A 22,742-nucleotide genomic window follows, 5' to 3' on the forward strand; every position below is an offset into this window, starting at 1 on the left:
GAGGCGTGACATGAGTGCCAGCAGGAAGGAACGCAAGCCCATCTCCACCGGCTCGGAATGGACCTTCGAGCTGATCCGTCAGTACGACAAGGAAATCGCGCGCATCGCCGAGCGCTACGCGCTGGACACCTACCCCAACCAGATCGAGGTGATCACGGCCGAGCAGATGATGGACGCCTATGCCTCGGTGGGCATGCCGCTGGGCTACCACCACTGGTCCTACGGCAAGCACTTCCTGGCCACCGAGAAGGGCTACAAGCGCGGGCAGATGGGCCTGGCCTACGAGATCGTGATCAACTCCGACCCCTGCATCGCCTACCTGATGGAGGAAAACACCATCTGCATGCAGGCCCTGGTGATCGCCCACGCCTGCTACGGCCACAACAGCTTCTTCAAGGGCAACTACCTGTTCCGCACCTGGACCGATGCCAGTTCGATCATCGACTACCTGGTGTTCGCCAAGCAGTACATCATGCAGTGCGAGGAGCGCCACGGCATCGACGCGGTGGAGGAGCTGCTCGACTCCTGCCACGCCCTGATGAACTACGGCGTCGACCGCTACAAACGGCCCTACCCGATCTCCGCCGAGGAGGAGCGCAAGCGCCAGAAGGACCGCGAGGAGCACCTGCAGAAGCAGATCAACGACCTCTGGCGCACCATTCCCAAGAGCGCCGGCAAGCACAGCGACCAGGACAACAAGCGCTTTCCCGCCGAGCCGCAGGAAAACATCCTGTACTTCCTGGAAAAGCACGCGCCGCTGCTGGAGCCCTGGCAGCGCGAGGTGATCCGCATCGTGCGCAAGATCGCCCAGTACTTCTATCCGCAGCGCCAGACCCAGGTGATGAACGAGGGCTGGGCCACCTTCTGGCACTACACCCTGATGAACGACCTGTACGACGAGGGCCTGGTCACCGACGGTTTCATGATGGAATTCCTCCAGTCGCACACCAGCGTGGTCTACCAGCCGCCGTTCGACAGCCCCTACTACAGCGGCATCAACCCCTACGCCCTGGGTTTCGCCATGTACCGCGACATCCGCCGCATCTGCGAGGAGCCCACCGAGGAGGACAAGCACTGGTTCCCCGACATCGCCGGCAGCGATTGGCTGACCACCCTCAAGTTCGCCATGGCCAGCTTCAAGGACGAGAGTTTCATCCTGCAGTTCCTCTCGCCCAAGGTGATCCGCGACTTCAAGCTGTTCGGCATCCTCGACGACGACCAGAAGGACGAACTGCTGGTGCCGGCGATCCACGACGAATCCGGCTACCGCACCATCCGCGAACTGCTCGCGGCGCAGTACAACCTGGGCAACCGCGAGCCCAACGTGCAGATCTGGAGCATCGATCGCCGCGGTGACCGCTCGCTGACCCTGCGCCACCAGCAGCACGACCGCAAGCCGCTGGGCGACTCCACCGAGGAAGTGCTCAAGCACCTGCACCGCCTGTGGGGTTTCGACATCCACCTGGAGGTGTGCCAGGGCGACCAGCTGATCACCACCCAGCACGTGCCGCCGCGCGGCGACACAGAGGGCGAAGGCGACTACCCGCGTCTCGACCTGATCATTCCACCCATTTGATCGGTTGCCGGGCATGCGCCGCGCACTCAGCATCGCCGGCAGACTCCGCGAGACGCCGTGCATGCGTGTATTTCTGGTTTTCCTGCTGTGCCTGGGGCTGGCCACCTGCGCCAGCCATATCCCCCAGGCGCAGATCCTCAGCCCCGCCAACGCCGCGCTGGCCGGGCGCCACAGCTTCGAGCTGATCGACCCGCAGCACAGCCTGGCCGGCGAGCCGCCCTTCCCCGAGCGCTACCGCCAGCTGCCGCAGCTGCTGCGCCATGGCCTGTCGTCACGCGGCTACCACGAGAGCCAGCAGCCGCAACTGCGTCTGTACTACTGGCTGGCGGTGCAGGACGGCCCGCTGACCTTCAGGGTCGACGTGCCGCCGCCCAACGCCCTCGGCCCCTACCAGGCGATCCATCGCCTGCGCGACGAAACCGGCACGCTGCGCCTGCGCCTCACCGACCTGGACCAGCGCGTGCTATGGGAAGGGCTGATCAGCACCGGTCTGAGCCCGGCGAGCGACAGCGCCGAACTGCTGGAACGCGCCGCCCAGGCGCTGATCGACCAGATTCCCCAGGCCACGCCGTAGCCCGGAGGCAATCCGGGCCGCGTAATCCCCGGAGTGCATCCGGGCTACCCCGCACAGCCGGCCAGCCGCTATCCTCCGCACTCAGCGGAGGAACAATGATGCAGATCTACAAAGTCGGCGGCGCCGTGCGCGACCGCCTGCTCGGCCGCCCCGTCGAGGAAATCGACCGGGTGGTGGTGGGCGCCAGCGCCGAACAGATGCTCGAGCTGGGCTATAGGCCGGTGGGCGCCGACTTCCCGGTCTTCCTGCATCCAGACAGCGGCGAGGAATATGCCCTGGCCCGCACCGAGCGCAAGAGCGGGCGCGGCTACGGCGGCTTCGTCTTCCACGCCAGCCCCGAGGTCACCCTGGAGCAAGACCTGATCCGCCGCGACCTGACCGTCAATGCCATGGCCGAAGATGACCAGGGCAGGCTGATCGACCCCTATGGCGGCCAGCGCGACCTGCAGGCGCGCGTGCTGCGCCACGTTTCCCCGGCCTTCGCCGAAGACCCGCTGCGGGTGCTGCGCGTCGCCCGCTTCGCCGCCCGCTATGCGCCGCTGGGCTTCAGCGTGGCGGCGGAAACCCTGGCGCTGATGCGCCAGCTGGCCGAGTCCGGCGAACTGGCCCACCTCACCGCGGAGCGCAGCTGGAAGGAAATCTCCCGTGCACTGCTGGAGCCGCGCCCGGACGTGTTCGTCCAGGTGCTGCGCGACTGCGGCGCCCTGGCCGCCCTGCTGCCGGAGGTCGACGCGCTGTTCGGCGTGCCGCAGCCGGCCGCTCATCACCCGGAGATCGACACCGGCGTGCATGTGCTGAGCGTGCTGCGCCAGTGCGCCGAACACGAGCAGCCGCTGACGGTGCGCTGGGCCTGCCTGCTGCACGACGTCGGCAAGGGGCTGACACCCGAGACTGAGTGGCCGCGGCATATCGCCCACGAGCCCAAGGGCCTGCGCCTGATCCAGGCCATCAACCAACGCTGCAAGGCGCCGCGCGACTGCGCCGAGCTGGCGCTGCTGGTCGGCGAATTCCACACCCACGGCCATCGCGCACTGGAACTCAAGCCCTCGACCCTGCTGGAACTGCTGCAACGCTTCGACGTATTCCGCCGCCCGCAGCGTTTCGCCGAGTTCGTCGCCGCCTGCGAGATGGACGCCCGTGGCCGCCTGGGGCTGGAGCAACGCGAATACCCGCAGGCCGCCTACCTGCTCGGCGCCGCCGAGACGGCGCGCCAGGTAGCGGTCAAACCGCTGCTGGAAAAGGGTTTGAAGGGCGCGGAGCTGGGCGAGGCGCTGGCTCGCGAACGCCTGCGGGCGCTCAAGGCCTACAAGGATCAGCAGGCGCAGTAGCCCGGATGCAATCCGGGACGGTTCCGGGGTCGAGTCCCGGATTGCAGCCGGGCTACGAAGAGCGCGTCCGCAACAGCGCTGCGGGCGTCAGCTCGACGCCGCGCCACTGGAAAGCAGCCGGCCACAGTTGCTGATCGATTTGCGCCGACGCCCACAACTCGGCGAACGAACGTCCATCCACCGGGTGCTGCAACTGCGGCGCCAGCAGCGCCAGCGGCCAGAGCACGAAGGCGTTCTTGAGGATTTCCGCGCGCGGCAGCACCAGCCCGTTGAAGTTGCCGACCTGCTCACCGTACAGCAGCACGTCAATGTCCAGCGGCAGGCCCTTGCGCTCCGGCGCGTAGCGGCCATTGTCGGCCTCGATGAACTTGAGCCGGCGATCCAGCTCCAACAGTGGCAGCTCGGTCTGCCCGGTCACCACCAGATTGAAGAAGTTGCCGCTCTTGATGCCCACCGCATGGCTCTCGAATACCGGCGAGCAGCGCATGTCGCCGAGCAGGCCGGCCAGCGCATCGAGCCCGGCGCCAAGGTGAGCCTCGCGCTCGATATTGCTGCCGAGGCCGAGGTAGACCCGAGTCAGAGGCATCCGCGCTCGATCTCCACGCCCACGCCGCCGCGCGCGGCCGGTACTGCGCCGGGCTTGGTCAGCTTGAGGCGCATCCAGGGGATGTGGAACTCCTCCATCAGGGTCTGCACCAGGCGCTCGGCGAAGGTTTCCACCAGGATGAACTGCGACGCCTCGGCGAAGGCCTGCACCCGCGCGGCGACGCTGGCGTAGTCGAGCGCCTGGGCGAGATCGTCACCGGCCGCGGCCGGACGGTTGTCCCAGCCCATCTGCAGGTCGAGACGCAGGCACTGGCGAATCTCGCGCTCCCAGTCGTAGGCGCCGATCACCGTATCGACCTCCAGGCCCTCGATAAATACTCTGTCCACCCGCACTCTCCGCGCCACGACAAGGGCGCCGCACCTCGTTAGAATCGGGCCATCCCATGCCCTGGAATGGCCACCATGTTCTGGCTTCTGGCGATCCTCGCCTACCTGCTCGGCTCGCTGTCCTTCGCCATCCTGCTCAGCCGCCTGGCCGGCGGCCCGGACCCACGCGCCAGCGGCTCGGGCAACCCCGGCGCCACCAACATGTTGCGCGTGGCCGGCAAGAAACTCGCCGGACTGACCCTGCTCGGCGACCTGCTCAAGGGCCTGCTGCCGATCCTGATCGCCAAACTGTTCGGCCTCGACCTGCAGCAACAGGCCTGGATCGGCCTGGCCGCGGTGCTCGGCCATCTCTACCCGCTGTACTTCCGCTTCCGCGGCGGCAAGGGCGTGGCCACCGCCGCCGGCATGCTGCTGGGCCTCTACCCGCCGGCCGCGCTGCTGGCCATCGGCGCCTGGCTGCTGGTGTTCGTGCTGACCCGCACCAGCTCGCTGGCCGCGCTGATCGCCACGCCGCTGACCCTGCCGCTGCTGGCCTGGCAGCAACCGGCGGCGCTGCTGCCGGTCTGCGTACTGACCGGGCTGATCGTCTGGCGCCACCGCGGCAACCTGCGCGATCTGTTCGCCGGCCGCGAGCGCCGCTTTTAAAGCGCCGGCAACGACTCCATCGGCCAACGCGCCTGCACCTTGATCGCCAGATCCTCGTGCTGCCCGGCCAGCAGCCGCTGGCAGCCGGCGTAGGCGATCATCGCGCCGTTGTCGGTGCAGAAACGCGGCCGAGCGTAGAACACCTTGCCCTTCAGCTCGCCCAGCATGCGTTCCAGATGCTCGCGCAGGGCCTTGTTGGCACTCACCCCGCCGGCGATCACCAGGCTGTTCAGCCCGGTCTGCTTGAGCGCGCGCTTGCACTTGATGGTGAGAGTCTCGACCACCGCCTGCTGGAAGGCCAGGGCGATGTCGCGGCGGGCTTGGTCGAGGTCGTGATCGCCGTCGCGGCACTGCTGCCAGGTGTTGAGAGCGAAGGTCTTCAGCCCGCTGAAACTGAAATCCAGGCCAGGGCGGTCGGTCATCGGCCGCGGGAAGACGAAACGCCCCGGCGTGCCCTGCTCGGCCAGCCGGGCGATCTCCGGGCCGCCGGGATAACTCAGGCCCATCAGCTTGGCGGTCTTGTCGAAAGCCTCGCCGGCGGCGTCGTCCAGCGACTCGCCGAGCAGCTGGTACTGGCCGATGCCATCGACCCGCACCAGCTGGGTGTGGCCGCCGGACACCAGCAGGGCGACGAAGGGAAAGGCCGGCGGCTGCTCTTCCAGCATCGGCGCCAGCAGGTGACCTTCCATATGGTGCACGCCGACGGCCGGCACGCCCCAGGCAAAGGCCAGGGCCTGGGCACAGGAGGCGCCCACCAGCAGCGCGCCGACCAGGCCGGGGCCGGCGGTGTAGGCCAGCGCATCGATATCGGCCGGCTCGCGCCCGGCCTCCTCCAGCACCTGGCGGATCAGCGGCAGCATGCGCTTGACGTGGTCGCGCGAGGCCAATTCCGGCACCACGCCGCCATAGATGCGGTGCAGGTCGATCTGACTGAACAGCGCGTCGGCCAGCAGGCCGCGCTCGCTGTCATAGAGCGCGACGCCGGTTTCATCGCAGGAGGTTTCCAATCCCAGTACGAGCATGGAGCTTGAGCCTTGATTTGCCGCGGGGAACAAAGGCGCGCATGATAAGCGCCGCTCGGCGGAGCGGCTACTGCTTTTCGACCTAAGGCCTTTGCATTCCGCACGGCGAGGCGGTAACATCCGCAACCCTTAAAAACCGACGCAACCCGAGCCAATTTGCCGGGAACGCGTTCACCCCGGTAATTAATGAAGGTACGACCTGGATGCCAGCCGTCAAAGTTAAAGAGAACGAACCCTTCGACGTAGCCCTGCGTCGTTTCAAGCGCTCCTGCGAAAAGGCCGGTGTACTGGCCGAAGTTCGTAGCCGCGAATTCTACGAAAAGCCGACCTCCGAGCGTAAGCGCAAGGCTGCTGCCGCTGTTAAGCGTCACGCCAAGAAAGTGCAGCGCGAGCAGCGTCGCAGCGTCCGCCTGTACTAATCAGTACGCGCAACGCCCGAATGCCCGGCCTAGGCCGGGTATTGCATTTCAGGAAACTCCGCCTCGCCGTTCGGCGAATGAGCGGAGTTTTCTGCTTTCTGCCCGAGACTGTCCAGCCTCGCGCCACGACAGTATGCTGAGCACCCTATGGCCGGCCTGATTCCGCAATCCTTCATCGATGACCTGCTCAACCGCACCGACATCGTCGATGTGGTGAGTTCGCGCATCCAGCTGAAGAAGACCGGCAAGAACTACAGCGCCTGCTGCCCCTTCCACAAGGAAAAGACCCCCTCCTTCACCGTCAGCCCGGACAAGCAGTTCTACTACTGCTTCGGCTGCGGCGCCGGCGGCAACGCCCTCGGCTTCGTCATGGACCACGATCAGCTGGAGTTTCCCCAGGCGATCGAGGAACTGGCCAAGCGTGCCGGCATGGACGTGCCGCGCGAGGAAGGCGGGCGCGGGCGCACGCCGCGCCAGCCGGTGGACTCGCCGCTCTACCCGCTGCTGGAGGCCGCCGCCGAGCACTACCGCCAGGCGCTGAAGAGCCACCCGCAGCGCAAGTACGCGGTGGACTACCTCAAGGGCCGCGGCCTGACCGGCGAGATCGCCCGCGACTTCGGCCTCGGCTTCGCCCCGCCCGGCTGGGACAACCTGCTCAAGCAGCTGGGCGGCGACGTCCTGCAGCAGAAGGCGATGATCGACGCCGGCCTGCTGATCGAGAACGCCGAGAACGGCCGGCGCTACGACCGCTTCCGCGACCGCATCATGTTCCCCATCCGCGACAGCCGCGGCCGGGTGATCGCCTTCGGCGGCCGGGTGCTGGGCGACGACAAGCCCAAGTACCTCAACTCGCCGGAAACCCCGGTGTTCCACAAGGGCCAGGAGCTCTACGGCCTGTTCGAGGCGCGCAAGCACAACCGCGACCTCGACGAGATCATGGTGGTCGAGGGCTATATGGACGTCATCGCCCTGGCCCAGCAGGGCCTGCGCAATGCCGTGGCGACCCTGGGCACCGCCACCAGCGAAGAGCACCTCAAGCGCCTGTTCCGCATCGTGCCCAGCGTGCTGTTCTGCTTCGACGGCGACGCCGCCGGGCGCAACGCCGCCTGGCGCGCCCTGGAGTCGACCCTGCCGAGCCTGCAGGACGGCCGCCGCGCGCGCTTTCTGTTCCTGCCCGAAGGCGAAGACCCGGACACCCTGGTGCGCGCCGAGGGCACCGACGCCTTCCGCGCCCGGATCAACCAGCACGCCCAGCCGCTGGCCGACTACTTCTTCCAGCAGCTGTCCGAAGAGGCCGACCCGCGCTCGCTGGAAGGCAAGGCGCACTTGGTCACCCTGGCCGCACCGCTGATCGACAAGATTCCCGGCAACAACCTGCGCGCCCTGATGCGCCAGCGCCTGAGCGAGATCACCGGCCTCTCCGGCGAAGCCCTCAGCCAGGTCGCCAGCGCCCCGCGCAGCCAGCCGAGCCACGCCAGCCCGGCGCCCGGCGGCGACTACCCGGACTACGCCGACATCCCCGACAGCGCCTTTTACGACGCCGCGCCGGATCTGGGCGGCTACGAGCAGCCGGCGTCCGCGCCGAGCTACGAACGCAGCGCCGGCAAGGGCAAGGGCGGCTGGAAGAAGGACGGCGGCAAGTGGAGCAAGAAGGGCCAGGGCGACTTCGCCCCGCGCGTACCGCGCACCGCGGTCAGCGTCGAATCGCCGCACCTCAGCGCCCTGCGCACCCTGCTGCACCATCCGCAGCTGGCGCAGAAGGTCGAGGACGTCAGTCACTTCGCCGACGAAGACGACACCTACGCCCAATTGCTGGTGGCCCTGGTCGGCGCCCTGCAGAAAAATCCCGGGCTGCGTTCGCTGCAGTTGATCGCACGCTGGCACGGCACCGAACAGGGCCGTCTACTGCGGGCCCTGGCGGAAAAGGAATGGCTGATTTCAGCGGACAACCTTGAACAACAGTTTTTCGACACTATAACTACTCTTGCAGCCCGCCAACGCGAGCGCAGCCTTGAACAACTGCTGCGCAAGGCCCGTCTAAGTGAGTTGAGCGCAGAGGAAAAAGATCAGCTGCGCGCCCTGCTAAGCCGTAACGCATCACCAGTCTCCCCCTCCCCAACTGGCGCGTAAGGGTCTTAATCAGGTATAATCCGCGGCTTGTTTTCAGCCCGCCAAGACCTTCAGTGGATAGGGTGTTATGTCCGTAAAAGCGCAACAGCAATCTCGTTTGAAAGAATTGATCAGCCGCGGTCGCGAGCAGGGCTACCTGACGTACGCGGAGGTCAATGACCACCTGCCGGAAGATATTTCCGATCCGGAACAGGTGGAAGACATCATCCGCATGATCAACGACATGGGGATCAACGTATTCGAGAGTGCTCCGGATGCGGACGCCCTGTTGTTGGCCGAAGCCGACACCGACGAAGCCGCGGCCGAAGAAGCCGCTGCCGCCCTCGCCGCCGTTGAGACCGATATAGGCCGCACCACCGACCCGGTGCGCATGTACATGCGCGAAATGGGTACCGTGGAACTGCTGACCCGCGAAGGCGAGATCGAAATCGCCAAACGCATCGAGGAAGGCATCCGCGAGGTGATGAGCGCCATCGCCCACTTCCCCGGCACCGTCGACGGCATCCTCGCCGAGTACACCCGCGTCACCACCGAGGGCGGCCGTCTGGCCGAAATCCTCAGTGGCTATATCGACCCGGATGACGGCAGCGTACCCGACGAAGCCGCCGCTCCCGTCCCCGTCAAGGAAGGCGCCGCCGCTGCAGACAGCGACGACGACGAGGAAGAAGAGAGCAGCGACGACGAGGAAGAAGAAGGCGACGGCGGTCCGGACCCAGAAGAGGCGGCGCGCCGCTTCAATGCCGTGGCCGAGCAGCTGGACAAGGTGCAGAAGGCGCTGAAGAAGCATGGCCGTGGCAGCAAGCAGGCCACCGAAGAGCTGGCCGCGCTGGCCGAGCTGTTCATGCCGATCAAGCTGGTGCCCAAGCAGTACGACGCCCTGGTCAGCCAGGTGCGCGACGCCCTCGACCGTCTGCGTGCACAAGAGCGCGCCATCATGCAGCTGTGCGTCCGCGATGCGCGCATGCCGCGTGCCGACTTCCTGCGCCTGTTCCCGGGCAACGAAATCGACATGGCCTGGGCCGCCGACCTGGCCAAGGGCAAGGCCAAGTACGCCGAAGCCCTGGGCAACCTGCAGGCCGACATCCAGCGCTGCCAGCAGAAGCTGGCCGACCTGGAAGCCGAGTGCAGCCTGAGCCTGGCCGAGATCAAGGACATCAACCGGCGCATGTCCATCGGTGAAGCCAAGGCTCGCCGCGCCAAGAAGGAAATGGTCGAGGCGAACCTGCGCCTGGTGATTTCCATCGCCAAGAAGTACACCAACCGCGGCCTGCAGTTCCTCGACCTGATCCAGGAAGGCAACATCGGCCTGATGAAGGCGGTGGACAAGTTCGAATACCGTCGCGGCTACAAGTTCTCGACCTACGCCACCTGGTGGATCCGCCAGGCGATCACCCGCTCGATCGCCGACCAGGCGCGCACCATCCGTATCCCGGTGCACATGATCGAGACGATCAACAAGCTCAACCGCATCTCCCGGCAGATGCTCCAGGAAATGGGTCGCGAGCCCACTCCGGAAGAGCTGGGCGAGCGCATGGAGATGCCCGAGGACAAGATCCGCAAGGTGTTGAAGATCGCCAAAGAGCCGATCTCCATGGAAACCCCGATCGGCGACGACGAAGATTCGCACCTGGGCGACTTCATCGAGGACAGCACCATGCAGTCCCCGATCGACGTAGCCACGGTCGAAAGCCTCAAGGAAGCCACCCGCGAAGTGCTGGCCGGCCTCACTGCCCGTGAAGCCAAGGTCCTGCGCATGCGCTTCGGGATCGACATGAACACCGACCACACCCTCGAGGAAGTGGGCAAGCAGTTCGATGTCACCCGCGAGCGTATCCGGCAGATCGAAGCCAAGGCGCTGCGCAAGCTGCGCCACCCGACGCGCAGCGAGCATCTACGCTCCTTCCTCGACGAGTGACAACAGAACCCCCGGCCCAGGCCGGGGGTTTTGCTTTGGCGCTGTCCCAGTTGGCTGTTGCCAGGGCTCCAAGCAAGGCTCGGGGGTCTTAGGCGCGATGCGCGGTGGCCCACGCCAGCCGCCATTGCCGGGCTAAAGCCCAGCCTACGGGCCTTTGCCCCCATTCCCGAGCATTGATGCAGACATCGCCTCTGCTTTAGTGCGCAGGCAAACTGCCATCTATGCGGCAGCCGGTCTACACTGCGACAGGTACTGGTTCCGAAACGAGGCTGTTATGCCACGCTTGCCGGCCATTCTGTTGTTGTGCCTGGCGTACTGGACGACCCCGGCCTCGGCTCTGACCCTCAGCGAGGAGGAACGCCGCTGGCTGGCGGCCCATCCCGAGCTGCGCCTGGGCGTCGATGCCTCCTGGCCGCCCTTCGAATTCCGCGATGATCAGGGTCAGTACCAGGGTCTGGCCGCCGATTACGTGCGGCTGATCGAAAGCCGCCTGGGCGTGCGCCTGCAGCCGGTCGAGCCGAGCAGCTGGAGCGAAGTGCTGGCGCAGGCCCGCGCCGGCGAAATCGACCTGCTGCCCGGCATCATGTCGACCCCGGAACGCCAGACCTACCTGGCCTTCACCCGCCCCTACCTGGATTTCCCCATCGTCATCCTGGCCCGCAACGGCGGCCCACAACCCAGGCACATGGACGACCTCTACGGCCTGAAGGTCGCCGTGGTGGCCAACTACGCGCCGCACGAGCTGCTGCGCCAGCGCCACCCCGACCTCAACCTGCAGCCGCTGCCCAGCGTCGCCGCGGCCCTGCAGGCGCTGGCCACCGGCCAGGCCGACGCCCTGGTCGGCGACCTCGCCTCCAGCGTCTGGAGCCTGCGCCAGCTCAAGCTCGACGGCCTGTTCATCAGCGGCGAAACGCCCTACCGCTACCAGCTGGCCATGGCCACCCCGCGCGACCAGCCGGTGCTGATCGGCATCCTCGACAAGCTGTTCGCCGAACTCAGCCCCAGCGAGATCGCCGTGCTCCAGGCGCCCTGGGTCGGCGGCGTGCTGGATCGCCGCAGCATCTGGCGCGAGGTGCTGCTCTACGGCCTGCCGGCGCTGCTCGGCCTGCTGGCGGTGATCGCGATCATCCTGCGCATCAACCGCCGCCTGCACAGCGAGATGCAGCGCCGCGCCGAGCTGGAACAGGAGCTGCGCAGCCGCGAGCAGCACTTCCGCGACCTGGTGGAAAGCCTCTCGGCCATCGCCTGGGAGGCCGAGCCGGGCGACCTGCGCTTCACCTACGTCTCGCCGCATGCCGAGAAGCTGCTCGGCTACCCGCAAGGCGACTGGCTGCAGCCGGGCTTCTGGCAGCAGCACCTGCACCCGGACGACCACCAGCGCACCCTGCGCCAGTGCCTGGAGCACTGCAGCGCCGGCCAGGATCATGTCCTCGAATACCGCCTGCAGGCCGCCGACGGCCGCAGCGTGTGGGTGCGCGACATCATCACCCTGCTGCAGCGCGGCGAACGTCAGGTGGTGCGCGGCCTGATGATCGACATCAGCGAGACCAAGCAGACCGAGCAGGCGCTGCGCCTGTCGGAACAGAAGTTCGCCTCGGTGTTCCAGCAGTGCCCGGACATCCTGGTCATCGCCCGCCGCGCCGACGGCGTGCTGCTCGAGGTCAACGCCGCGTTCACCGAGCAGACCGGCGTCAGCGTCGAACGGGCGATCGGCAAGACCGCCACCGAACTGGACATCTGGGGCGTGCCCGGCATCGGCCCGAACCTGCTGCTGCGCCTGCAGAACGAGACCCTGCGCAACCTCGAGCTACCCTTCCGCCGCGCCGACGGCAGCCTGTTCACCGGGCTGATCTCGGCCGAGGCCTTCCAGCTCGCCGACACCCCCGCGCTGGTGGTGGTGGTGCGTGACATCAGCCAGCTCAAGGCCACCCAGGAGCAGCTGCAGATTTCCGAGGAGAAGTTCGCCAAGGCCTTCCACGCCTCGCCCGACGGCCTACTGATCACCCGCCTGCGCGACGGCCTGCTGGTCGAGGCCAACGAAGGCTTCAGCCGCATCACCGGCTACCGCCTCGACGAGATCGCCGAGCAGAGCACCCTGAGCCTGGGCATCTGGGCCGACCCGCGGGATCGCCAGCGTCTGGTCGACGCCATCCGCCTGCGCGGCCGGGTGCGCGAGATGATCGCCCCGGTGCGCACCAAGGACGGCCAGCTGCGCCTGTGCGAACTGTCGGCGCAGCCCTTGCCGATCGGCGGCGAAGACTGCCTGCTGACCATCGCCCGCGACATCACCGAGCGCCAGCAGATGCAGGAGGAACTGCAGCAGGCCGCCACCGTGTTCGAGAGCACCGCCGAAGGGGTGATGATCACCGACCTGGAGCAGCGCATCACCGCGGTCAACCGCGCCTTCACCCAGATCACCGGCTACGCCGAGGCCGAGGCGCTCGGCCAGCGCCCCAGCCTGCTCGCCTCCGGCCAGCACGACAGCGCCTTCTACGCCGCCATGTGGCACAGCCTGGCGGCCAACGGCCATTGGCAGGGCGAGATCTGGAACCGGCGCAAGAACGGCGAGCTCTACCCCGAATGGCTGACCATCAGCGCGGTGCGCAACGCCGAGGACCGGGTCACCCACTTCGTCGGGGTGTTCGCCGACATCTCCAGCCTCAAGCACGCCCAGGCCCGCCTCGACCACCAGGCCCACCACGACCCGCTGACCGGCCTGCCCAACCGCCTGCTGTTCGAGAACCGCCTGCGCAGCGCCCTGGAGGGCTCGCGCGCCGACGACCAGCTGGGCGCCGTGCTGTTCCTCGACCTCGACCGCTTCAAGCAGATCAACGACAGCCTCGGCCACCCGGTCGGCGACCTGCTGCTCAAGGCCATCGCCGAGCGCCTCAAGCTGCAGCTGCGCGACATCGACACCGTGGCCCGCCTCGGCGGCGACGAATTCATCATCCTGCTGCCCGGCCTGCACCAGCCGCAGGACGCCGAACAGGTCGCGCAGAAGCTGCTGGAGTGCTTCGCCGCGCCCTTCCAGATCGACAACCACGAGTTCTTCATCAGCGCCAGCATCGGCATCAGCCTCTACCCCAAGGACGGCGCCGACGTCGCCACCCTGGTGAAGAACGCCGACGCCGCCATGTACCAATCCAAGGCCAAGGGGCGCAATCGCAGCGAACGCTACACCCGCTCGCTGACCTTCCAAGTCAACGAGCGCATGGCCATGGAACAGGAACTGCGCCGCGCCCTGGAGCGCGACGAGCTGTGCCTCCATTACCAGCCGAAACTCTGCCTGCGCAGCCAGCGCCTGGTCGGCGCCGAGGCCCTGGTGCGCTGGCCGCACCCGGTGTTCGGCGATATCCCGCCGGATCGCTTCATCCCGGTGGCCGAGGAAAGCGGGCTGATCCTGCCGCTGGGCGACTGGGTGCTGCAGCAGGCCTGCCGCCAGCTGCAGCACTGGCAGGAGGAACACGGCAGCTTCGGCCCGCTGTCGGTCAACCTGGCCGGCGCCCAGTTGCACCAGGCCAACCTGCTCGCACGCATCGACGAACTGCTGCAACAGCACGGCCTGGCGCCGCAGCGGCTGCAGCTGGAGATCACCGAAAACTTCATCATGAACCAGGCCGAGGAAGCGCTGGGCATCCTCCACCAGCTCAAGCAGCTCGGCGTGCAACTGGCCATCGACGACTTCGGCACCGGCTACTCCTCGCTCAGTTACCTCAAGCGCCTGCCGCTGGACGTGCTGAAGATCGACCAGTCCTTCGTCCGCGGCCTGCCGGACGACCCGCACGACCTGGCGATCACCCGCGCCATCATCGCCCTGGGCCACAGCATGCAGCTGACGGTGATCGCCGAAGGGGTGGAAACCAAGGCCCAGGAGCTCTGCCTGGCCGCCGAGGGTTGCCTGCAGATCCAGGGCTACGTGGTCAGCCGCCCCTTGCCCGCCGACGCCTTCGCCCGCAAGTTTCTCTCGCCCGGTCACGCGCTTGGCACTGGCGAGAGCGCGCCGGTATAATCCGCCGGCCTTCTGGGGGCCTATAGCTCAGTTGGTTAGAGCACTCGACTCATAATCGATTGGTCGCAGGTTCAAGTCCTGCTGGGCCCACCACCTTCAAAGCCGCGCATTGCGCGGCTTTCGTGTTTCTGGCCCACCAGGCGGCCACGAGTCACCGCGGTACGACGCATTCACGCTACGCGGGCCTGCTTGCAGCGCCTTGCTGCGCCAGCCTACAGAACCGAAACGTGTGCGAATGCAGCGCATGATTCGGCTCACCAGGTGAGCCGAACAGCATTCCTAATCGGCTCACACGGGGATGACCGCCGGCGACAGGCTCCCTCACACCGCCACGGATACAGCGTGCCACCTGAGCCCTGACGACCCGCCGCATCGCACTCGCCGGCCATAGGACAATGGTCGCGCCCCCTTGAGCCATACAAAGCAATTAGCCATTATCCAGGGCAGTGCCAGGCGCCTGGATTTCGGCACGCCTGCTCGCCCGGCCCTCAAGCGGCTCTGCTCAAGGAAGAAAAATGGATTACAGCCCGATAGTCGCCCAGGTCTGGGGCATGCTGAGCTGGTTCATCCCGGCGGCCCTGCTGATCGGCCTGCTCAAGTCGCCCTGGGCCAAGGGCCAGATCGGCGAGCTGCTGGTGCGGCTGTTCGCCCACTGGCAGCTGGACCAGCAGACCTACCGCCGCCTGCATAACGTCACGCTGGACACCCCAGACGGCACCACGCAGATCGACCACGTGTTCCTCTCGCCTTATGGCCTCTTCGTGCTGGAAACGAAGAACATGAGCGGCTGGATTTTTGGCAGCGAGAAGCAGCAACAGTGGACGCAGAAGCTCTTCAAACGCAGCTTCAAATTCCAGAACCCGCTGCGGCAGAACTACAAGCACCTCAAGGCCCTGGAAGCCACCCTGGGCGTCAGCCCCGAGCACCTGCACTCGGTCATCACCTTCGTCGGCGGCAGCACCTTCAAGACCGAGATGCCGGCCAACGTCACCCAGGGCATCGGCTTTATCCGCTATATCCAGTCATTCCAGCAGCCGGTATTCAGCGCGGCCGAAGTCGACGCCATGCTGCAGGCCCTGCAAAACGGCCGCCGCGCACCGACCCTCGCCACCCATCGTGAACATGTGCAAAACCTCAAGCGCCGCAGCGATCCGACAGCCGAGCGGCAATGCCCGAAGTGCGGCAGCGCGCTACTGATACGCACCGTGAAATCGGGGGCGAAAACGGGGCAGCAGTTTTGGGGGTGTTCGGCGTTTCCTAAGTGCCGAATCATGCAAAGTCTTTAACACGCGGCCATACCATCAATCCTGCGCTTGGAGTCACAATGTCAGTCCCAACCTACGACCTGTTCATTGAACCGATCCTGCTCTACTTGGTCGCCACGCCCGAACTCGTTTTTAAACGAACCAACTAATCGTTGTAACGCCACCTACAAGCGATTCAAATGAGAGGGAAGCATGGGGCCGAGAAAGATACGGCAAAAACTAAATCATGCGAAATATCCACCATCATCTTTAGTGCAACTATTAAGCCCAGATGACTGGGAGGACTTTATAGAAGACTGTTGCCGAGTATGCATGGGCGACGGCGAGAAATATAAATTTGTCCAGCGAATTGGCGGGGCAGGGGATGCCGGGCGAGACATTGAAGCACGCTACACACTAGAGCTTGCTGCCGGAAAGTGGGATTTATTCCAGGCAAAACACTATACATCAGCCATCGGCGAATCCATATTATATCCAGAACTAGCAAAAGTCATACACCATATCAGTATAGAAACATATCCGCCGCCTAACTTTTATTATGTTTGCGCACCCAAAAACACAACACCAAAGCTGCATGACTTAATTGCCAATCCCGACATTTTGAAAAGAAAATTCCTGCAGAGCTGGACTGAGGGAAAGCACGGGATTGATCTGAAGAATTTTCCTCTCACAGAAAAATCATTAGACGCCCTAAAGAGCTTTGATTTTTCAAAAATCAAAGAATACCCAGTCAAAGACCTAATTGACCTACATTCAAAAAACCATTTGGCTCATGAAATTCTTTTTGGCGTTGAGTCAGCCCGGGGAGATAACCCTGCGATTCCAGAGCTACCCACTACTGAAGAGCTAATATATTTAAATCAACTGCTTAAAGTTTATTCTGAGCATGGCGGCAACCCCCTCACTCTTGATCATGCGCTTAAGTCAATTGAATATGGCGAGCATCTAAGCGGATGTAGAGGTGAATTTTATAGCGCTGAAGGACTAAAGCGATTTAGTAGAGATGTACTTCCCGGAGAGTTTGAAAAATTTTTAACAGCCGTACTTGACGGAGTTAAGCGTGTGTCCGCGAGCCCTGCACATAAAACCAGCATGGACCGATTAGAGTCAGTGCTTGAAAGTGCATCAAAGCTGCAAATCACCAACAACCCATTATCTAGTCGACTTCTACCTGCGGATCTTCCTGGAGCTTGTCACCAACTCGTTAATGAAGAGAAATTAAAATGGGTAAAATAAACCCTGCCGGGCTTGCGCCATTTAACTCACCTTATGAACTTGGCATTAGAATGGTCTATATGCTTAGCAGCCTATTTCCGAATGGTGCGGATTTGCAGAAATTAATCTTACTGGATTACGCGGCAATATACTCAGAGGACTTTGGCGGCCCCAATAGCCTACATACGCCAGTACCCTTCAGAAATGCCGAACTCTACGGCAGGCGAAACCTGGTCCAAACAGGGCTCTATTTAATGTCAACAAAAGGGCTCGTAGATGTTAAGTTAGATGAAGACGGAATCACCTACTACGCCGGTGAAAACTCCAGAGCGCTAGTCGGCTCGATAGGATCATCATACTCGCTTAATTTAGCACTGCGCTGTGAATGGGTAGTCTCACGCTACGGATCAATAGACACCATTGAGCTAACTAATATCTTCCATGAGCTCGGGCGGCGCTGGGAAGCGGAAATTGATGGCTTTGCGAGGGGGATGGAAAGCTAATGTCAATAGTACTGCAAAGACTAATTTCACGCGGACTTAATCAACCTGACGCAGATATACCATTTAAATCACCAAGCACTCTTATAAGGGGCCCTAGCGACACTGGAAAATCATATATTAGAGACTGCCTTTGGTATTTGCTTGGGGGCGACAAAGCACCTAAAGAAATACCTCAAAGCAAAGGGTATGACAGCTTGTTTCTACAGCTCCGCGCTTTCGGCGGCGATGTATACACCATCAAGCGCTCACTCTTTGGCGGAGGAGCAGAAATATACGCAGAAGAAATCGAAGGCATTAAATCAAGCGAGCCCTTGCCTGACGATGTTGGACAATTATTAGTAGGGTTATCTGGGGCAAAAGAAAAGTTACTACTGCGATCAGCTGCAAAACGTGGACCGATGACGGGTGGAGATTTACGCCATTGGTCTCTTTTGTCTCAGCCGGCGATGATTAGTGAAGCCCCTACGACTGGCGCACCTACAGAACAGACGCAAAGGAAAGCAGCATTTTCGGTGTTCTTGACTGGTCAAGACGACTCATCAGTAGTTCTAGCTCAACCAAAAGATGAAAAAATAAAACTAAAGGCATTGATTGCAGCAATTGAACAGGATCTAGAACGCGTAAATACCGAGATACCTGAAGGAAAGACCAAACTAGAGATTCAAGATGCTCTAACGAAAGTCGATGAAACACTCGAGATGCTCTCCACGCAGCAAATAGAGCGATCATCGCAACTGCGGGAAATTCGCAACTCATTATCCTCAACGCTTAAAGAACTCTCTGAGGCCGAGAAAAAACTAAATCAATCGAAACTTATGGCTTCTCGATTCAACTTACTGGATGATAAATACGCGAGCGATTTAGAACGACTTCGATCAGTTGGCGATGGCATTGCAGTTTTTGAGGCCCTTGAAAATCAGCCATGCTTGCTCTGTGGTACGCCGATTGAAAAGCAGGTTGATATGAGCCTTCTGGCAAAAGAAGCGACCCAAAAACAACGCATTGCTATGGATGCTGAGGCGAGAAAGATTGAAAGCCTAAGAATTGGATTGCTCGATGCATTATCCCGAGAAAACCACTCTATTTTAACTATGACTAGCGAAGTAGCACGACTCACCAAATCATTAGACAAGATAGCCTTCAACGAAAAAAACGCCATTCGCCTGAGCGTGACAGAGTTCAGTGCAGACCCTAAAAAGCTGGCTGAGGTCAGGACTGAATACGCCGCACAGGTTAAGCTTTTTGATGAGCTCGATAGATTAAAGTCTGAACACAATAGAATCTCAGGCCTTATTCCAGAAAAAAAACAAAAACCTATAAAAAGACAAACAGATGTAGACTCGGTAAAAGTTGGAGAGCTGGCACAACAAATTCTGCATTCCTGGGGATTCAAGCAAATTAAAACAGTGGAGCTTGATGCATCTGAATGCGACATAAAAATTGATGGACGCTCAAGATTGACTTATGGCGCAGGCAAACGAGCAATATTTCTGTCCGCAATGACTATTGCCTTAATGCAACATGCAATGTCCAGCAATTATCCACACCTGGGATTAGTAGTTCTCGACTCTCCAATCAAGTCTTATTCCGATCCAGAAAACAAATCGGATGTAACCATTTCACCAGTAATTGTCAGAGACTCTTTTTACGACTGGTTATCTAAGTGGCAGGGCCCTGGCCAAGTTATTGTTTTAGAAAATGAACCTATACTCGAAAACACAGCGAGTCAGCTTCTCCCTATAGAGTTTTCAGGTTCTATTTTTGATGGGCGTGCCGGGTTCTACCCCGGAACCAAATCTTAATTTTTAAAGCAATATATTGGAGAGCAATAAAGAGCACAGATTTATTTGTCTCTAAACGGCAGTCATGGACAGACTGCTAACAGTCATGGGCATTAAGTCTGCGCAAAGCTGACCATCACGAAGGACAAAAAACAGTACACTGACGGTACAGTTCCCAGCTTTTACAGATTTCGCAAAAATTACGCTTAACCCGCTCTACGACGCTGCTTTCAGCTAACTGTACCTGCGCTAAGCTACACACGATTTCACTGGGTTTGCAGCGTTTCTAGGTAACTCATAATCCTTTGGTCCACGGTTCGAGTCCGTGTGGGCCCACCACTCAAATCAAGAGTTCAGGCCAGCCTCCGGGCTGGCCTTTTTCTTACCGAGAGCGTTCGCATTCCCCCAGCCCTCCACTCACAAGCGCAGATCGAACTTATCCAGCAGCAACTCCCCCGGCAGATCGCCGCTGACCAGCTGGTTGCGCCCGCGCGCCTTGCCGCTGTACAGGCGGCGGTCGGCGCTGCGGTAGAGTTCGGCGGCGCTGCGGCCGTCCCTGGGCCAGGCGGACAGGCCGAAGGTGGCGGACAGGGGGATCGGCTGGCCGTCGTATTGCAGCGGTTGTTCGGCGATCTGCTGGCGCAGGCTTTCCACCAGCGGGTCGGCGCCGGCGCAGTCGGTATGGCGCAGCAGTAGGCCGAATTCCTCGCCGCCCAGGCGGCCGAGCAGGTCGGTGACGCGCAGGCGTTGCTGGAGGATGGCGCAGATATGCTGCAGGGCCATATCGCCGGCCTCGTGGCCCCACTGGTCGTTGACCTGTTTGAAGTGGTCGACGTCGAGCAGCACCAGCACCAGTTGCCCGTTACTGCGCTCGGCCTCCTGGACGGCGCGCTGCAGGGCGTGCTGGAAGCTGCCGCGGCTGGCCACGCCGGTCAGCGAGTCGGTTTGCGCCTGGCGTTCCAATTCCTCGTAGGCCTGCATGCGCAGGCCGTCGTAGATATGCACGAAGAACAGGATCAGCACGCCGCAGAGCGTGGCGTTGCCCAGGTCGATCAGCCCGGCGGCGTCCAGCCGCAGGTGGTTGTCGGCGAAGTACAGCAGCAGCGCCGCCAGCATAAAGGGCGCGGTCAGCACGAAGCCGCGCTTCTTGCCCAGCAGCAGGTAGGCCAGCAGCGGGATCATGTAGACCCAGACGAAGGCGGCGGACGAGGCGTCCGGCATGACGATGATGTAGAGAATGAAGGCGAAGGTGGGGATCAGGTAGAGGTACACCCACAGGTCCAGATGGCGCGCCTGCTCGATGCGCCAGCCGCCGAACAGCAGCACCACCGTGCAGAGCAATTCGAGGATGGCGAAGGGGTAGTTGCCGGCCAGCGTCTGCAGCATGGCGAAGCCGCCCAGGGTCAGGCCGGTGGCGAGCAGGATGGTGCGCATCAGCGCGCGCTTGCCGGCTTCGCGCAGCCCCGCGCAGTGCCCCGTCGTCAGGTCCTTGTCATCGTCTCGCTTGCCATCGACCATCAGTCCGCCCAGCACCGCCGCCGTCGTTGGTGCGCGGCCCCCCGCCACGCACTTTCACCCAACTATAGACGGCAAACCGCCAGTACCCAGCCGGCGCTACACCGCGTAGCCGAGCACACGCGGCAGCCACAGGGCGATTTCCGGGAAGATCGCCACCAGCAGCAGGGCGCTGGACATCACCAGGACGAACAGCAGGGCCCAGCCCACGGTCTGTTCCAGGCGGATCTTGGCCACCTCGGCGGTGACCATCAGGTTGATCGCCACCGGCGGGGTGAACTGACCGATGGCGATGTTCATCGCCAGCAGGATGCCGAACCACACCGGGTTCCAGCCGAAGTGCTGCATCACCGGGATCAGGATCGGCATCAGGATCAGGTAGATGGAAATCGCGTCCAGCAGCATGCCGGCCAGCAGCACCGCGAGCATCACCAGCGCCAGCAGCACCCAGCCGTTGTCCGACAGCGAGATCAGCCATTCGGCCAGATGGCGGAAGGTGCCGAGCATGGTGCCGGCCCAGGCGAAGATGCCGGCCAGGGCGATGATCAGCATGACCACGCCGGAGATCACCGCCGCCTCGCCGCAGAGCTTCCACAGGCTGCGCCAATTCAGCTCGCGGGTGAGGAAGAGGCCGACCAGCACGCCGTAGGCCACCCCGGCCACCGCCGCTTCGGTGGGGGTGAACAGGCCGCTGCGCAGGCCGCCGAGGATCAGCACCGGGGCGAACAGCGCTGGCAGCGCCTGCTTGAAGCTCTCGCCCAGCGGCGGCCGCTCGCCCTCCTCCGGCGCTTCCCAGCCGTAGCGCCGCGACAGCAGCCAGGCCGGCAGCAACAGCACCAGGCCAGCGAGGATGCCGGGGAACAGGCCGGCGGCGAACAGCGCGCGCAGGTCCACGCCCGGCACCACGATGGAGTAGAGGATCAGCGCGATGGACGGCGGAATCAGGATCGCGGTGGAGGCGGACGCGGCGATCAGCGTCGCCGAGAACGGCTTGGGATAGCCGGCCTTGGTCATGCTCGGCAGCATCACCATGGCCACCGCCGCCGCATCGGCCGGGCCGGAGCCGCTCATGCCGCCCATGATCAGGCACACCAGCACCGCGACCAGGGCCAGGCCGCCGTGGCGCGGGCCGATCAGCGCCTGGGCGAAACGCACCAGGCGCAGCGCCACCCCGGCCTTCTCGAACACCAGGCCGGTGAGGATAAACAGCGGAATGGCGATCAGCGGATACTTGGCCACGCCGTTGTAGGTGTTGGTGCCGAGGGTGGCGAGCATGTCCGGCGACAGCCCGGCGATGATGCCGATGGCGCCGGACAGGCCGAGGGCGAAGGCCACCGGCACGCCGAGCGCCAGCAGCACGGCGAAACTGAGGATCAGCCAGAGATCAGGGCTCATCGCCGAGCCTCCCGCGCAGGCGATCGAGGGTCATCTGAGTCAGGCGCACCAACAGCAGCAGCGCCAGGAGCGGCAGCCAGACCACGTACCACCAGTTGGGCAGGCCGAGGCCGGGAGACTCCGAGTCCCACTGGTATTCCTCCCAGGCGAACTGGCCGCCGTACCAGCACACCAGAGCCAGCACCAGCACGCCGGCCAGCCACTGCAGCAGGATCAGCGGCGTGCGCAGGCGCGGGAACAGGCGCTCGAGCAGGCCGATACGGATATGCCGGTTGCTGCGCATGGCCACCGAGGCGCCGGCGAAGGTGAGGATGACCAGCAGGAACACCGAGATTTCCTCGGTGAAGGCGAAGGATGCATCGGTGAAATAACGCACCACCACGTTGGCCAGGCTGATCAGGCTGATGATCACCAGGGCTAGGGTGGCGAGCACGCGCTCCAGCGGCGCGTCGACTGGCTTGCTCATAGAAACCTCGAATGACCGTGTTGGCGTGGTTCAGCGGCGGCTGTTCGCCCT

At 63.1% G+C, this 22,742-nt stretch carries 18 protein-coding genes and 1 tRNA gene; 13 read left to right on the forward strand and 6 right to left on the reverse strand.

All coding sequences use genetic code 11. From position 1 onward, the window contains the following. The first annotated feature begins 10 nt into the window (after nucleotides 1-10). From ACW9UL_RS20505 to ACW9UL_RS20515, 3 genes are all read left to right on the forward strand, one after another. The gene (locus ACW9UL_RS20505; RefSeq protein ID WP_457788098.1) at nucleotides 11-1,576 is read left to right on the forward strand and encodes a SpoVR family protein; all 1,566 of its coding nucleotides are present in this window, start codon (nucleotides 11-13) and stop codon (nucleotides 1,574-1,576) included. Nucleotides 1,577-1,637: 61 nt separating this feature from the next. Continuing rightward, a complete protein-coding gene (locus ACW9UL_RS20510; RefSeq protein ID WP_457788100.1) occupies nucleotides 1,638-2,150 on the forward strand; it encodes a DUF4136 domain-containing protein in 513 nt (170 codons plus the stop codon). Nucleotides 2,151-2,248: 98 nt separating this feature from the next. After that, nucleotides 2,249-3,478 (forward strand): multifunctional CCA addition/repair protein, encoded by a 1,230-nt coding sequence (locus tag ACW9UL_RS20515; RefSeq protein ID WP_457788102.1) that lies wholly within the window; start codon nucleotides 2,249-2,251, stop codon nucleotides 3,476-3,478. Nucleotides 3,479-3,530: 52 nt separating this feature from the next. Here the strand turns inward: ACW9UL_RS20515 and folK are convergent, their stop codons facing one another. Both folK and folB read right to left on the reverse strand, forming a co-directional pair. Then, complete coding sequence (folK, locus tag ACW9UL_RS20520) at nucleotides 3,531-4,064, reverse strand: 2-amino-4-hydroxy-6-hydroxymethyldihydropteridine diphosphokinase (RefSeq protein WP_021444790.1); 534 nt, start codon at nucleotides 4,062-4,064, stop codon at nucleotides 3,531-3,533. Then, entirely contained in the window at nucleotides 4,055-4,411 is a 357-nt protein-coding gene (folB, locus tag ACW9UL_RS20525) for a dihydroneopterin aldolase (protein WP_021444791.1), read from the reverse strand. Before folB ends, folK begins: the two co-directional genes overlap by 10 nt. A 75-nt stretch (nucleotides 4,412-4,486) precedes the next feature. Between folB and plsY the strand changes: the two genes are divergently transcribed. Further along, nucleotides 4,487-5,056: a glycerol-3-phosphate 1-O-acyltransferase PlsY gene (plsY, locus tag ACW9UL_RS20530; protein WP_122110110.1), complete on the forward strand. Its 570-nt coding sequence runs from the start codon at nucleotides 4,487-4,489 to the stop codon at nucleotides 5,054-5,056. Here the strand turns inward: plsY and tsaD are convergent. Next, nucleotides 5,053-6,078, reverse strand: coding sequence for a tRNA (adenosine(37)-N6)-threonylcarbamoyltransferase complex transferase subunit TsaD (gene tsaD / locus ACW9UL_RS20535; protein ID WP_457788104.1), 1,026 nt, complete (start codon nucleotides 6,076-6,078; stop codon nucleotides 5,053-5,055). The genes plsY and tsaD overlap by 4 nt on opposite strands. A 203-nt stretch (nucleotides 6,079-6,281) precedes the next feature. Between tsaD and rpsU the strand changes: the two genes are divergently transcribed. From rpsU to ACW9UL_RS20580, 9 genes are all read left to right on the forward strand, one after another. Further along, nucleotides 6,282-6,497 carry a 30S ribosomal protein S21 gene (gene rpsU, locus ACW9UL_RS20540; RefSeq protein ID WP_003296736.1) on the forward strand — a complete coding sequence of 72 codons (216 nt, stop codon included), beginning with the start codon at nucleotides 6,282-6,284 and terminating at the stop codon, nucleotides 6,495-6,497. A 147-nt stretch (nucleotides 6,498-6,644) separates the two neighbouring features. Next, entirely contained in the window at nucleotides 6,645-8,627 is a 1,983-nt protein-coding gene (dnaG, locus tag ACW9UL_RS20545; RefSeq protein ID WP_457788106.1) for a DNA primase, read from the forward strand. Between the two features lie 67 nt (nucleotides 8,628-8,694). Next, entirely contained in the window at nucleotides 8,695-10,542 is a 1,848-nt protein-coding gene (gene rpoD, locus ACW9UL_RS20550) for an RNA polymerase sigma factor RpoD (RefSeq protein WP_457788107.1), read from the forward strand. 274 nt (nucleotides 10,543-10,816) lie between these two features. Next, nucleotides 10,817-14,551, forward strand: a complete 3,735-nt coding sequence (locus ACW9UL_RS20555) for a bifunctional diguanylate cyclase/phosphodiesterase (RefSeq protein ID WP_457788108.1) — start codon at nucleotides 10,817-10,819, stop codon at nucleotides 14,549-14,551. 16 nt (nucleotides 14,552-14,567) lie between these two features. Continuing rightward, a tRNA-Ile gene (locus ACW9UL_RS20560) sits at nucleotides 14,568-14,644 on the forward strand. Between the two features lie 422 nt (nucleotides 14,645-15,066). Continuing rightward, complete coding sequence (locus ACW9UL_RS20565) at nucleotides 15,067-15,837, forward strand: nuclease-related domain-containing protein (RefSeq protein ID WP_457788109.1); 771 nt, start codon at nucleotides 15,067-15,069, stop codon at nucleotides 15,835-15,837. A gap of 291 nt (nucleotides 15,838-16,128) precedes the next feature. Next, a complete protein-coding gene (locus ACW9UL_RS20570) occupies nucleotides 16,129-17,052 on the forward strand; it encodes an ABC-three component system protein (RefSeq protein WP_457788110.1) in 924 nt (307 codons plus the stop codon). Then, nucleotides 17,040-17,534, forward strand: a complete 495-nt coding sequence (locus ACW9UL_RS20575) for an ABC-three component system middle component 2 (protein ID WP_457788111.1) — start codon at nucleotides 17,040-17,042, stop codon at nucleotides 17,532-17,534. The genes ACW9UL_RS20570 and ACW9UL_RS20575 overlap by 13 nt, the downstream gene beginning before the upstream one ends. After that, nucleotides 17,534-19,336: an AAA family ATPase gene (locus ACW9UL_RS20580; protein WP_457788112.1), complete on the forward strand. Its 1,803-nt coding sequence runs from the start codon at nucleotides 17,534-17,536 to the stop codon at nucleotides 19,334-19,336. The genes ACW9UL_RS20575 and ACW9UL_RS20580 overlap by 1 nt, the downstream gene beginning before the upstream one ends. A 396-nt stretch (nucleotides 19,337-19,732) precedes the next feature. Here ACW9UL_RS20580 and ACW9UL_RS20585 read toward each other — a convergent pair whose 3' ends face one another. The 3 genes from ACW9UL_RS20585 to ACW9UL_RS20595 form a co-directional block, all read right to left on the reverse strand. Then, nucleotides 19,733-20,833 carry a GGDEF domain-containing protein gene (locus ACW9UL_RS20585; protein ID WP_457791003.1) on the reverse strand — a complete coding sequence of 367 codons (1,101 nt, stop codon included), beginning with the start codon at nucleotides 20,831-20,833 and terminating at the stop codon, nucleotides 19,733-19,735. Nucleotides 20,834-20,929: 96 nt separating this feature from the next. Then, nucleotides 20,930-22,225 (reverse strand): TRAP transporter large permease, encoded by a 1,296-nt coding sequence (locus ACW9UL_RS20590; RefSeq protein ID WP_457788113.1) that lies wholly within the window; start codon nucleotides 22,223-22,225, stop codon nucleotides 20,930-20,932. Then, nucleotides 22,215-22,691 (reverse strand): TRAP transporter small permease, encoded by a 477-nt coding sequence (locus ACW9UL_RS20595; RefSeq protein WP_445582318.1) that lies wholly within the window; start codon nucleotides 22,689-22,691, stop codon nucleotides 22,215-22,217. The genes ACW9UL_RS20590 and ACW9UL_RS20595 overlap by 11 nt, the downstream gene beginning before the upstream one ends. Nucleotides 22,692-22,742 lie beyond the last annotated feature (51 nt).

This window comes from Pseudomonas sp. PL-6 (genome assembly GCF_054110165.1).

Bases quoted from the DNA above. Each gene is read 5' to 3' on its own strand.
- ACW9UL_RS20505 (WP_457788098.1), top strand. From the start codon at position 11: ATGAGTGCCAGCAGGAAGGAACGCAAGCCCATCTCCACCGGCTCGGAA.
- tsaD (WP_457788104.1), bottom strand. From the start codon at position 6,078: ATGCTCGTACTGGGATTGGAAACCTCCTGCGATGAAACCGGCGTCGCG.
- ACW9UL_RS20590 (WP_457788113.1), bottom strand. From the start codon at position 22,225: ATGAGCCCTGATCTCTGGCTGATCCTCAGTTTCGCCGTGCTGCTGGCG.
- ACW9UL_RS20510 (WP_457788100.1), top strand. From the start codon at position 1,638: ATGCGTGTATTTCTGGTTTTCCTGCTGTGCCTGGGGCTGGCCACCTGC.
- rpsU (WP_003296736.1), top strand. From the start codon at position 6,282: ATGCCAGCCGTCAAAGTTAAAGAGAACGAACCCTTCGACGTAGCCCTG.
- ACW9UL_RS20515 (WP_457788102.1), top strand. From the start codon at position 2,249: ATGCAGATCTACAAAGTCGGCGGCGCCGTGCGCGACCGCCTGCTCGGC.
- ACW9UL_RS20575 (WP_457788111.1), top strand. From the start codon at position 17,040: ATGGGTAAAATAAACCCTGCCGGGCTTGCGCCATTTAACTCACCTTAT.
- plsY (WP_122110110.1), top strand. From the start codon at position 4,487: ATGTTCTGGCTTCTGGCGATCCTCGCCTACCTGCTCGGCTCGCTGTCC.
- dnaG (WP_457788106.1), top strand. From the start codon at position 6,645: ATGGCCGGCCTGATTCCGCAATCCTTCATCGATGACCTGCTCAACCGC.
- ACW9UL_RS20595 (WP_445582318.1), bottom strand. From the start codon at position 22,691: ATGAGCAAGCCAGTCGACGCGCCGCTGGAGCGCGTGCTCGCCACCCTA.
- rpoD (WP_457788107.1), top strand. From the start codon at position 8,695: ATGTCCGTAAAAGCGCAACAGCAATCTCGTTTGAAAGAATTGATCAGC.
- folK (WP_021444790.1), bottom strand. From the start codon at position 4,064: ATGCCTCTGACTCGGGTCTACCTCGGCCTCGGCAGCAATATCGAGCGC.
- ACW9UL_RS20580 (WP_457788112.1), top strand. From the start codon at position 17,534: ATGTCAATAGTACTGCAAAGACTAATTTCACGCGGACTTAATCAACCT.
- ACW9UL_RS20570 (WP_457788110.1), top strand. From the start codon at position 16,129: ATGGGCGACGGCGAGAAATATAAATTTGTCCAGCGAATTGGCGGGGCA.
- ACW9UL_RS20585 (WP_457791003.1), bottom strand. From the start codon at position 20,833: ATGGTCGATGGCAAGCGAGACGATGACAAGGACCTGACGACGGGGCAC.
- ACW9UL_RS20555 (WP_457788108.1), top strand. From the start codon at position 10,817: ATGCCACGCTTGCCGGCCATTCTGTTGTTGTGCCTGGCGTACTGGACG.
- ACW9UL_RS20565 (WP_457788109.1), top strand. From the start codon at position 15,067: ATGGATTACAGCCCGATAGTCGCCCAGGTCTGGGGCATGCTGAGCTGG.